The following is an 11,251-nucleotide window of genomic DNA, read 5'->3' as shown; positions in this document are numbered from 1 at the left end:
AGAGATTGCTTAGAATTATTGATAGCTAACGGGGATAGCGGCTGAGTTGACTAATAGGAATATGAAGTGTATTTTAAAATAGATTGATCGTTCAATTCATGAATGGGAAAGGAGGAGCAGAATGTTTGGTGAATACAACAAGGTGCAGCAGGCCGTTTTGGAAACAACACTTCATATCATCATTCAAAAGGAACTACAAGCGACTTCCATGGCGTTAATTGCCAAAGAATCCGGGGTATCAACAGGGAACATTTATCATTACTTTAAAAGCAAGGAAGATATTGTCAACGAACTCTATAAAGCAATTGTCACTTTTAATGGACATTATGTACGCGAGGGTTTAAAACAGGGTACAACGATCCGTGAGAAGTTTGAGCTGGGCTGGAAAAGGGTCATTGATTTGGGCAAAAAATATCCGCAGGGGTTTCAATTTATCGAGCAGTATTCGTTCTCGCCCTACATCTATGATGAGGTGAAGCGGGAGGTTTACACAGGTGGTTGGTGTGATCCCATGAATCAATTATATGAAGAAGCCATTAAACAAAAGTTGTTTATGCCTATGGATGCGCAAATGATGGTTCAAATGCACTATGGATCGTTCGTCTATATGTTAAAAGGTCAATTATATGGGATATTTGAGTTAACAGATGAAAGTATCAACGATGCCATCTGTTCCTGCTGGAATGCCGTTTCTCCTAAGGATGATTTGTGAATATAAAGGGATTTCTCTTTAAAATAGAATGTCAAAAATAGCCGCGAATCGCGGCTATTTTTTATGACAAATTAATGATTTAGAATTTTGTTGGCAAGAGCGGTAAGCTGCGAACGTTCAGTTTGCGTTAAACTCGCGGTGATGGCATGGATTTGATTCTTAATCTCCTGACTCGCTACTTGAATAAGTTGCTTACCGGCAGGAGTCACACTCACATGAAATCCGCGTCGGTCGACCGGAGAAATTGTCCGTTGGACGAGACCTCGGCGTTCAGCACGATCGATTAGACCTGTAATGCTGGATTTATCAAGATTAAGGTACTGGGCTAGCTGCATCATGCTAGGTTCTCGATCCCGCAGAATGCCAAGCAAGCGAATTTGGATGATCGAAAGATCATGCTCTGCTCCGACTTGGCCAAGAATAGAGTGAATGGTGAAAGAGAGTTGTACCAGTCCATCAAGGAACGATGGATCAATCGTATGGGTTGTTGGGTCGTTTTTCATTATTATTTCACTCCAAAATTGTACAAGATTAAAAGGACTTTCAGCTGATGCGGCTGTGAATTCATCTTGTATTTTATCATAAAAGATATTGATTTTGCATGCCAGACGAGCTATATTAGTTTGTGTAACAAACTAAATTTGTGTGAACGTGAATGGAGGTTTTACTATGCATGCTGCTGTTGTGCGTTCGTTCGATACTGCTCCGAAATATGAAATTTTCGATACTCCCATACCTTCTGAAAAAAATGAGGTTCTTATAGATGTGATTGCTGCAGGTTTGCACCCCCGCGTGCGATCACAGGCCAATGGTTCCCATTATACAAGTTCCGATAAGCTGCCGGTAGTTCCTGGTATCGATGGCGTAGGACGTATGGCTAATGGTCAATCCATCTATTTTGTTGCACCTGACTCAGCCTTAGGGACGTTTGCAGAAAAGGCCGTTATTAACCCTCGTCGGAGTGTAGCCTTGCCGGAAGGTGTCGATCCTATACTGATTGCTGCAGCAATGAATCCTGCCATGTCATCATGGGTAGCTATGCGTCGTCGAATTGATTTTCAACAGGGACAAAAGGTTCTGGTTCTTGGTGCAACGGGGAATTCTGGACAGATGGCTGTGCAGATCGCTAAGCTTCTTGGCGCCAGCCAGGTGATCGGTGCTGGGCGAGATGAGAATCGCCTTAATGGTCTAAAGGATCTGGGAGCAGACGCGACAGTATCCCTTGTGGGCGATCCGGAGGAAGCTGCTGAGCGACTAGGGGAGATCGCCTCTGAAGTCGACGTCGTGATCGACTATTTGTGGGGAAAGCCGGCAGAGCTTGCGATGTACCCCTTGCTTAAAAATCGATCGGATCGAAGCCGGGCATTGTCATGGATTCAGATTGGTTCCATTGCAGGCCCTACCGCTGCTGTGCCTTCCGTCGCGCTGCGATCAGCCAACTTCTCTCTGTTGGGTAGTGGCCAAGGATCAGTCTCGACCTCTGGTTATGTGGCCGAGCTGCCAGCTTTAATCGACGTTATTGCGGCAGGCAAGCTTAAAGTGAACTCGGTATCAGTGCCGCTTTCCAAAGTTGAAGATGTATGGAACGATTCTGCTTATGCCGGGCAGCGGGTAGTATTTATACCTTCGAAGTAGGAGGAGGGCATTTAAGCCGCTAAGGAAGATCAAAAAAGAACCTGATAAAATATCAGGTTCTTTTGTATTGCATATAGGCGCTCACGATGTTATAATCGGAACACGAATGTTTTTTTTGCTTGATTTTAGGTCATAGATAATTCATCTTACACTCTAAGTGTACCATGGCGTCAATCCCTTGTCAAATATTTTCTCAATTTAATGGTTAGGAGAGATGTAGAATGAGTTCTTTCGTTCTCGGTTTTCAGGAAATGGAGAAAACACAGCTTAGGCTTGTTGGCGGAAAAGGTTTAAATTTAGGGGAACTATCCAAAATTCAAGGCATACAAGTACCAGAAGGATTTTGCGTGACAACTGTGGGATATCAACAAGCGATTGAGAAAAACGAGTCTTATCATGCTTTGGTTGAGCGCCTAGACACGCTGAAAGTTGGAGATCGAGATCAAATTAGTGAGATCAGCAGAAAGATCCGACAACTTATAATAGAAGTGGAGATATCAAGTGATGTAGAGAAAGAGGTTGCTAATTATCTTGCCAAGTTTGGCGAAGAGCATGCCTATGCGGTGCGTTCCAGTGCGACTGCTGAAGATTTACCACATGCCTCTTTTGCCGGTCAACAAGACACCTACTTAAATATTATCGGCAAGGAAGCCATCTTGCTGCATATCAGTAAGTGTTGGGCCTCTTTATTTACGGACCGCGCGGTCATCTACCGTATGCAAAATGGATTTGATCACAGCCAAGTTTATTTATCTGTTATCATTCAGCGGATGGTCTTTCCGCAGGCTTCGGGAATTTTATTTACGGCTGATCCAATGACTTCTAACCGAAAACGAGTGTCCATCGATGCCAGTTTCGGGTTAGGCGAAGCATTGGTCTCAGGCTTGGTATCTGCCGATTGTTATAAAGTACAAGATGACGAAATCGTCGATAAGCGGATCTCAACCAAAAAATTGGCTATCTATGGTCGAAAAGAAGGCGGAACAGAGACACAGGCACTCGATCCTGATCAGCAAAAGGCACAAACACTTACTGAATTACAAATTTTGCAATTGGCACGCACCGGAAGACAAATCGAAGACTATTTTGGTTCTCCACAAGATATCGAGTGGTGTTTGGCTGACGGTACATTTTATATTGTCCAGAGTCGGCCAATCACAACCTTATTCCCGATACCTGAAGCGGAAGATGAGGAAAATCATGTTTATCTATCTGTCGGGCATCAACAAATGATGACCGATCCCATTAAACCATTGGGATTGTCTTTTTACTTGCTAACGACGCCAGCACCCATGCGTAGAGCCGGTGGGAGATTGTTTGTTGATGTCACCAATCATCTGGCTTCACCTTCTCGAAGAGATCACTTGATTAATGTGCTCGGACCCTCGGATCCGCTCATTAAAGACGCGCTAACGACGATTATTAACCGTGATTTCATCAAATTGGCTCCTGAAGAAGAAAAAAATCAGACTCCTGCTAACAGCAACAAAGTTGTACCATCACCGCCTCAAATTGATTTCGAATCATCAATCGTTTCAGAATTGATTACAAAGAATCAAACGTCGATAAGCGCGTTAAAAGAAAACATCCAATCGAAATCAGGCGTGGCTTTACTTGATTTTATTCTGGAAGATTTTCAGGAATTAAAGAAGGTTTTATTTGACCCACAAAGTTCGGCTGTTTTTATGGCAGCTATGAATGCTTCATCAAGGATCAATGAAAAAATGAACGAGTGGTTGGGCGAAAAGAATGTTGCAGATACGCTTTCACAGTCTGTAGCAAACAATATTACTTCGGAAATGGGTTTGGCGCTCATGGATGTCGCGGATGTCATTCGTCCTTATCCGGAAGTCATTGACTATTTACAACGGGTAAAAGAGGATAACTTTTTGGATGAGCTTGTTACATTTAATGGTGGGCCGGAAGTCCGTGACGCCATCTCATCTTATCTTCATAAATACGGAATGCGATGCGCCGGAGAAATCGATGTGACGAGAACGCGTTGGAGTGAAAAGCCAAGTATGCTTGTCCCTTTGATTCTCGGGAATATCAAAAATTTTGAACCGAATGCTGCCTCACGTAAATTTGAGCAAGGGCGACAGGAGGCTTTGGAAAAAGAGAAAGAGCTAATAGATCGTCTGAAACAATTACCGGATGGGGAAGAAAAAGTCGAAGAGACCAAGCGAATGATCAGCCTAATCCGAAATTTCATCGGTTACCGTGAATACCCCAAATACGGGATGATTAGCCGCTACTTCGTATATAAGATGGCTTTACTGCGAGAGGCTGAACAGCTCGTGCAAGCTAATCTTATCCGAGAAATAGAAGACATCTATTATCTCACTTTTCAAGAACTTCATGAGGTCGTACGCACGAATAAATTGGATTATCAGATCATTAGCAAACGGAAGGACGATTACAAATTTTTTGAAAAACTCACTCCTCCGCGTGTCATGACGTCTGATGGTGAAATCATTGCAGGTGAGTATAAACGTGAAAATCTGCCAGCCAATGCGATTGTAGGTTTACCTGTTTCTTCCGGAGTTATCGAAGGCAGAGCGCGTGTCATTTTAAACATGGAAGAGGCTTATCTAGAAGAGGGGGATATTCTGGTCACTTCCTTTACTGATCCTGGCTGGACACCTTTGTTTGTATCTATAAAAGGACTAGTCACCGAAGTTGGGGGACTGATGACTCATGGCGCTGTTATCGCGCGGGAATATGGCTTGCCGGCCGTTGTCGGAGTAGAAGATGCGACCAAGTTGATCAAAGATGGGCAGCGCATCCGTGTGCATGGGACAGATGGGTATATTGAAATTTTGTAATAGCTGTAAGCGAATAGTCGGGGAGAGAAGGGCGGTCATTTCTGACCGCCTTTTTTTTGATTCTATGCCAATTTAGGGCTTGAGGGGAACTATGATCCCTTATTTGTGTGTAATAGTAGGTTTCATCTAAGTAGGGGAACTACAGTTCGCTATCTTGCCATTTTCGCTGGGGAATCGTGCCATGGAGGACAAATAAGTCCCTGTAGTTCCGCTCGTAAGGGGAAACAGCTCGTTTTATGTGAAATAGGGGACGCCAGTTCCTCTTTATTTAAAAATTGTGGTAGAAAAGGGAATGCATGTAATCTATATAGTTCCATTATGTGGTAACATGTTGAGTAATTAGCTCCTATTTTGTAAGGGAGGAGAAAAATGAAGTACGCGGCACATTTAGGCTTACTTTCGTCGTTAGGATCGATAGCGCTTTGGCTGACTTTTGTCTTTTATAACCCGTACAATTCTGAGCAAGTAAGTAATAACGTTTTACTGAGATCAGGTTTGTTTGTTTTAGCCCCTGCATGTTTAGCGTTGATAGGTTCAATAATTAAAAATCGAATCATAATGTTCATAGCATTCATCTGGTCACTTCCTATAAGCCTATATTTAGCTATGACACCAAGCATCTTTAAAATGTTCCTCGTTACTTCAATTTGCTACTTATTTAGCGCCATATGGATGAGAAATCGTCAGAAAAAACAGTTGTAAGACTAACGTAGTACTTTGGAGGGGAGACAATGACAGTAAAGAAAGCCATACATGACATCAATCTTGAACTTACAAGAACATTAAATGATTATTATTCTTGGTTTGATGTTCATTCAGATTTGCTTATGTTTAAACCTAAAGTTGGTTGGAGCATAGAGCAAATATTAGAGCATGTCACACTAACCAACTATTTCCTATTAATTTTGATCCGAAAAGGAAAGAAAAAAGCCATAGATCTTGCAATACCTATAAATCTAGAGCATGCAATTTCTAATTACGAATACAATTTAGGGGAACTTGACTTAATCGATAAACATAAATCATTTGTATGGATACGACCCGAACATATGGAACCCGTTGGCGATAAGTCAGTATCCGAAATAAAAAGAATTATGGAAGAGCAGATGAATGAGTGCAAAGAGATACTTAAAGAAATCCCAAATGGAGAAGGCATTTTATATAAAACTACAATGTCGGTAAACAATCTAGGAAAGATTGATGTTTACCAGTATATTTATTTCCTATGTCAGCACGCCAAACGTCATATTGCTCAAATGGAAAGTGTAAGAGATGAGTATAGTAGATTCAAGATAGCTGAATAGAACAGGATATCTCATTGAAGCAGCGTAAGCATCTGATAAACTTGACGTTGATCACCTTTCAACCGGACATAGCGGCACTGCATTTGAGAAGAGCCGTCACCATCCAAATAGATGCCGTCTACTAATCTTCGGTCGCTTAATTTTTCGAGAATGGCTGCCCGGAACTCTGCAATTGTACAATTGGTAGGGGTAACAATCATGTACATGTTTTCTTGGCTATCATAAACAATCGCCGAACGCATACGACTTTCGTCATAAGCTGGCATCTCCTCTAGAATCATATCGTTCTCCCAACCTAAAGGATCGTTAAGTCTCATACTGACGCCCCCTTGGGCCTAATAATGGCGCTTATCTGTGACGGACAACTCGCCGGCATGTGTGACTATTTGAATCGAGAAGTGTTTCGCGATGTCATCCCAAACGAGTGTTCCACGTTTTAAATTCGTGTCAACACCCGTGTTATACCAGCCAGAGCCGTAATCGCCAGGTAATCCTTTCAGAGGTTGATCGTTAATAACCGCAATGCTCAACAAAGCTCCTTCCCAGAAGAATCCCCCGTTGATGCCGTAGAACGGAGTTTTCGTTACATTCGTATCGATGGCTTGAAGTCGAATATTATCCGGAGTAGTTCGCATTGTATGTAAGACGACACCGTTAGAAGCTTTTTGCTTTTCATAATGGTAATGATGAGGTAGGTTGAAATCCTTTTGATAGTAACTAATGAATGAAACAAGCAAAATTGCAAAGGCCATAAGCAAAATGTGAAAACGATTGAATTTTGTTAATAACATTTGAGAGATTCTCGAAAGGTTCACTAGTTACTCCTTTTTGGATCAATCTATGGTTGTCCCAACAATATCATGAACTAGCAATAGATGTATATAAGGATGAGGGAGGTGCTTGATGTTGCTTGGTAAAAGGATCGGATTGGGTTCGAGTTGTGAAGTCTACGAATGGATGGACAGCAATAAAGTGGTCATCCTGCCGTGTTTACTGACGACGAATTATCTGCGATCCATACCTACATGGACCAGTTGCCTGTAAAACAGCAGTTCTGTCATGGCGATACGAACCCAGGGAATGTCATCATAAAAAACAATAAAATGTATATGGTCGACTGGATGCATGCTTCTATCGGCAATCCCGCCGCGGATGTTGCGGAAGTGTGTATAATGATTGAATTTGCCGTATTGCCACCAGAAACCCCAGCTGCTGTCAAAGACTTCTTTGAGACTTCACGACAAGTCGCTCTTAACATTTTTATAGATGAGTACTGTAAGTTATCGGGAGTATCCGAATATGAAGTACGAGCCTGGTACATACCGGCTGCAGCTCGTTCCATCGCATCGGGAGCATTGGCCGAAGTACAAGTTGCAAAGCTTGTATCTATGATACGAAATATTCTATATACCTCTTAAAGAAGGCTGTCGGCACAGGACCGGCAGCCTTTTCTTTACGCAGTCAAAGATGATCAAGCTTCAGAAATGATCTCATTAGAATAGCTGTCCAGTACGAATGTCTTGAACATTTGAGCTGGGAAATTTAATTCCCTATCTTTATTTACAATAATGCCATGGGTAGAAAAAATCCCGGTGGGCAAGGGCAACGATTGGAAGTCACCTTGCTCTAACTCTTTTTCGGCTGCTATTTTTGGAATCAGGGCAAAACCAATCCCACATTTCACAGCTTTTTTAATCATTTCGATACTAGGATATTGGATTGCCCCACTTGTCTCAACCCCAGTTTCCTCTAAGATCATGTTGGCATGCGTATGATACAAGCAACTGTTACCAAAGCTGATCACGGCTTCATGGTTTAGCACGTTTAAACCGTCAGTTTCCACTTTTTCCGTCAATTCATGAGAAGCAATAAAAATTAATTCTTCCTGCAGCATAGGATAAAAAATAACGTCATCCCGCCCAGGATCACGAGGTACAATCCCAAAATCAACAACATACTGAGAAACATCGTCAATCACATCTTGATGGTAGCCTGTTTCCAGCTTAAATTTAACCATTGGATAATCAAGGCGAAATTTCTCGATGAGCGAAGCCATTCTGGTCACAAAAAAAGATTCATGCATACTTAGGTGGATGGTTCCTTTGGGTTGATTCGATTCATTCATGGCTTCTTCCAAAGTCAGCCCTAAATGTACAAATTGATGAGCAAACTTAGCCAGCTTTAGGCCTGCTTCAGTTGGCTTTACTCCTCTGGATAACCGGTAAAAAAGTTTCTGGCCACATGCCCGCTCAAGTAATTGAATATGGTTGGTAACTGTAGATTGCACATATCCTAATTTCTCTGAGGCACGATTAAAGCTTTTTTCCTCCATCACAGCAATAAATGTCTTGAAAAATCTCCCCTCAAGCAAGTCAATCATAGGTGTACCTCTCCTTAGTTATCAGGTTTCGAAATAACAGATATTGAATCTTTCCATAACTGAAATAGATGAGCCTATGATAACATAACGTCTAAGCAACGCAAACGGATTACAAGTTTTATTATTGGAGGCAAAATGGGAGGGAGATAGGATGAAGACGATTGAGGGGCTGCATGCAGAGAAAGAAAGGTTTGCCAAGCTTTTGAAGAACGATAGGGTGACTGGTTCAGAGGCGATTGTCAGAAGTTTGCTGATTGAAGGTGTGGAGTGTGTCTTTGGGATTCCTGGAGGAAGCGTCCTGAACATTTACGATGCCTTTCACGATCTCCCGGAATTAAAACATATTTTAACCCGCCATGAGCAAGGGGCTATTCATGCGGCGGACGGTTATGCACGTGCGACAGGAAAAGTCGGGGTTTGTTTTGCAACATCCGGACCTGGGGCAACGAATTTGGTTACGGGAATCGCCACCGCGAATATGGATTCTGTTCCATTAGTTGTGATTACAGGTAATGTGTCTACAGCTTTACTTGGTACGGATGCATTTCAGGAAGCGGATATTACGGGAATCACCATGCCCATTTCAAAACATAACTTTTTAGTTCGTGACGTGAATGAGCTGCCGAAAATTATGCATGAAGCCTTTTATATTGCTTCTACTGGGAGAAAAGGTCCGGTCTTGATCGATATTCCGAAAGATGTAACGAGTCAACAAATGGAATTTCAATATTCATTAGACATACCTGAAATTCGCGGCTACCAGCCAGATGTTCAGCCAACTCTAACGCAAATCGAAAAGCTGCTCATGGCGATCGAAAAAGCGGAGCGTCCTGTTATTCTGGCCGGCGGAGGCGTTATCTATTCGGATGCTTCCAAGGAGCTGCTCGAATTTGTAGAGAAAACCCGAATCCCAGTTACAACAACGTTACTCGGACTGGGAGCCTTCCCAAGTGCACATGAATTATGGATGGGCATGCCGGGTATGCATGGAACATACACTGCGAATAAAGCCTTGCAAAATTGCGATCTGCTTATTGGCATTGGCGCACGTTTTGACGACAGGGTCACGATGAAAACCAGCGGATTTGCTCCAAAGGCGAAAGTAATCGCACATATCGATATCGATCCTGCAGAAATCGGGAAAATCATGCAAACGTCGATCCCTTGTATCGGTGATGTAAAATCAGTACTACAACAGGCAAACATTCAGGCGAAACCGGCCAAATCAGAGACTTGGTTGACTGAAATCCAGGAAAACAAAAGAGAGTTTCCGCTTCGCTACACGGATTCTGAAACAACTTTAAAACCACAATTCGTTATTGAAATGATCAGTGAAACCAGCGATGGTGAAGCAATTGTTACGACGGATGTCGGCCAGCATCAAATGTGGGCCGCTCAATTTTATAAATTTAAACACCCGCGTTCTCTGATTACCTCAGGTGGTTTAGGGACAATGGGGTTTGGCTTACCGTCCGCGATAGGGGCACAAGTAGGTAACCCGGAGAGGCTCGTGGTCTCCGTCAACGGTGACGGAGGGATTCAAATGTGTACACAAGAGCTCGCGATTTGTGCAACGCATAACATTCCTGTGAAGATCGTCATTCTGAATAATCAAGTTCTAGGCATGATCAGGCAATGGCAAGAAATCATTTACGATAATCGGTTTAGTCATATGGAGCTCTCTGGTAGTCCGGACTTCGTAAAATTAGCGGAAGCCTATGGTGTTACTGGACTCAGGGCAACCAATAAAGAAGAGGCTCGCGAAGTGTGGAAAAAAGCGATGGCTATTCAAGGCCCTGTACTCATTGATTTTGTGGTGAATCAAGAAGAGAATGTTTATCCGATGGTTGTCCCAGGCGGTACGATAGACGAAATGATCATGGGGGACGAAAAATGAAACGACACACGCTTTCAGTACTTGTAAACAATCATCCAGGCGTTCTACAGAGAGTTGCGGGATTATTCGGGCGTCGCGGCTATAACATTGAGAGTCTCGCTGTAGGTCAAACAGAAGATCCTGAATTGTCACGTATGATTATTGTGACGTCGGGGGATGATCACACGTTTGAGCAAATTCAAAAGCAGCTAACTAAACTTATCGACGTTATACAAATTATTGTATTACCTGATACAGGATCAGCTCGTTGATTAGAGATAATGGAGGTAGATCAGCCATGAAAACACTTCAACATGATACGGAGTTTGAGAATGCTAGGTTATTTTATCACTATGTCATGGTTATGAAGGAGGGGAAAATGATCGGAGGAGGCCTCATTGAAGCCTATAATGAATTTGCAATTCAAATCGGGAACAAATTATATGAACGTGAAAACGCGAGCTTTATTGAAGCGCCGGCTCCTCAAGCCTCCATTTAGTGAGTTACCTAAGAAAACGT

11 protein-coding genes and 1 pseudogene are annotated in these 11,251 nt (G+C 42.7%); 8 read left to right on the top strand and 4 right to left on the bottom strand.

Annotation, left to right across the window (positions count from 1 at the left end; translation table 11 throughout):
- Positions 1 to 121 precede the first annotated feature (121 nt).
- On the top strand, positions 122 to 712 hold the full coding sequence (locus GON05_RS18630) for a TetR/AcrR family transcriptional regulator (RefSeq protein WP_157320773.1): 591 nt from the start codon (positions 122 to 124) through the stop codon (positions 710 to 712).
- A gap of 71 nt (positions 713 to 783) precedes the next feature.
- Here the strand turns inward: GON05_RS18630 and GON05_RS18625 are convergent, their stop codons facing one another.
- Complete coding sequence (locus tag GON05_RS18625; protein ID WP_157320771.1) at positions 784 to 1,215, bottom strand: MarR family winged helix-turn-helix transcriptional regulator; 432 nt, start codon at positions 1,213 to 1,215, stop codon at positions 784 to 786.
- A 166-nt stretch (positions 1,216 to 1,381) separates the two neighbouring features.
- Between GON05_RS18625 and GON05_RS18620 the strand changes: the two genes are divergently transcribed.
- The 3 genes from GON05_RS18620 to GON05_RS18610 all read left to right on the top strand — a co-directional run bounded on the left by GON05_RS18620 (position 1,382) and on the right by GON05_RS18610 (position 6,476).
- Positions 1,382 to 2,347 carry a quinone oxidoreductase family protein gene (locus GON05_RS18620; RefSeq protein ID WP_157320769.1) on the top strand — a complete coding sequence of 322 codons (966 nt, stop codon included), beginning with the start codon at positions 1,382 to 1,384 and terminating at the stop codon, positions 2,345 to 2,347.
- Positions 2,348 to 2,568: 221 nt separating this feature from the next.
- Positions 2,569 to 5,172, top strand: coding sequence for a phosphoenolpyruvate synthase (ppsA, locus tag GON05_RS18615; RefSeq protein WP_157320767.1), 2,604 nt, complete (start codon positions 2,569 to 2,571; stop codon positions 5,170 to 5,172).
- Between the two features lie 731 nt (positions 5,173 to 5,903).
- Entirely contained in the window at positions 5,904 to 6,476 is a 573-nt protein-coding gene (locus tag GON05_RS18610; RefSeq protein WP_157320765.1) for a DinB family protein, read from the top strand.
- Between the two features lie 11 nt (positions 6,477 to 6,487).
- On the opposite strand, the gene GON05_RS18605 is transcribed toward GON05_RS18610, so the two are convergent.
- Positions 6,488 to 6,793, bottom strand: coding sequence for a hypothetical protein (locus tag GON05_RS18605; RefSeq protein WP_157320763.1), 306 nt, complete (start codon positions 6,791 to 6,793; stop codon positions 6,488 to 6,490).
- A gap of 18 nt (positions 6,794 to 6,811) precedes the next feature.
- Positions 6,812 to 7,267, bottom strand: coding sequence for a hypothetical protein (locus tag GON05_RS18600; RefSeq protein WP_157320761.1), 456 nt, complete (start codon positions 7,265 to 7,267; stop codon positions 6,812 to 6,814).
- 195 nt (positions 7,268 to 7,462) lie between these two features.
- On the opposite strand from GON05_RS18600, the gene GON05_RS18595 reads away from it, so the two are divergent.
- Positions 7,463 to 7,894, top strand: a complete 432-nt coding sequence (locus GON05_RS18595) for a phosphotransferase (protein WP_157320759.1) — start codon at positions 7,463 to 7,465, stop codon at positions 7,892 to 7,894.
- Positions 7,895 to 7,947: 53 nt separating this feature from the next.
- Here GON05_RS18595 and GON05_RS18590 read toward each other — a convergent pair whose 3' ends face one another.
- A complete protein-coding gene (locus GON05_RS18590; protein WP_157320757.1) occupies positions 7,948 to 8,856 on the bottom strand; it encodes a LysR family transcriptional regulator in 909 nt (302 codons plus the stop codon).
- Between the two features lie 151 nt (positions 8,857 to 9,007).
- Between GON05_RS18590 and ilvB the strand changes: the two genes are divergently transcribed.
- From ilvB to GON05_RS18575, 3 genes and pseudogenes are all read left to right on the top strand, one after another.
- Complete coding sequence (gene ilvB, locus GON05_RS18585) at positions 9,008 to 10,753, top strand: biosynthetic-type acetolactate synthase large subunit (RefSeq protein WP_157320755.1); 1,746 nt, start codon at positions 9,008 to 9,010, stop codon at positions 10,751 to 10,753.
- Positions 10,750 to 10,980: pseudogene (gene ilvN / locus GON05_RS18580) on the top strand (acetolactate synthase small subunit); the annotation flags it as partial. The gene ilvB and the pseudogene ilvN, both read left to right, overlap by 4 nt.
- 50 nt (positions 10,981 to 11,030) lie before the next feature.
- Entirely contained in the window at positions 11,031 to 11,231 is a 201-nt protein-coding gene (locus tag GON05_RS18575; RefSeq protein WP_157320743.1) for a hypothetical protein, read from the top strand.
- Positions 11,232 to 11,251 lie beyond the last annotated feature (20 nt).

This window comes from Paenibacillus anseongensis (genome assembly GCF_009757995.1).
Lineage (GTDB): Bacteria > Bacillota > Bacilli > Paenibacillales > NBRC-103111 > Paenibacillus_E > Paenibacillus_E chondroitinus.
Note: the sequence above shows the minus strand (reverse complement) of the source record. Positions and strands in the feature narration are given on the sequence as shown.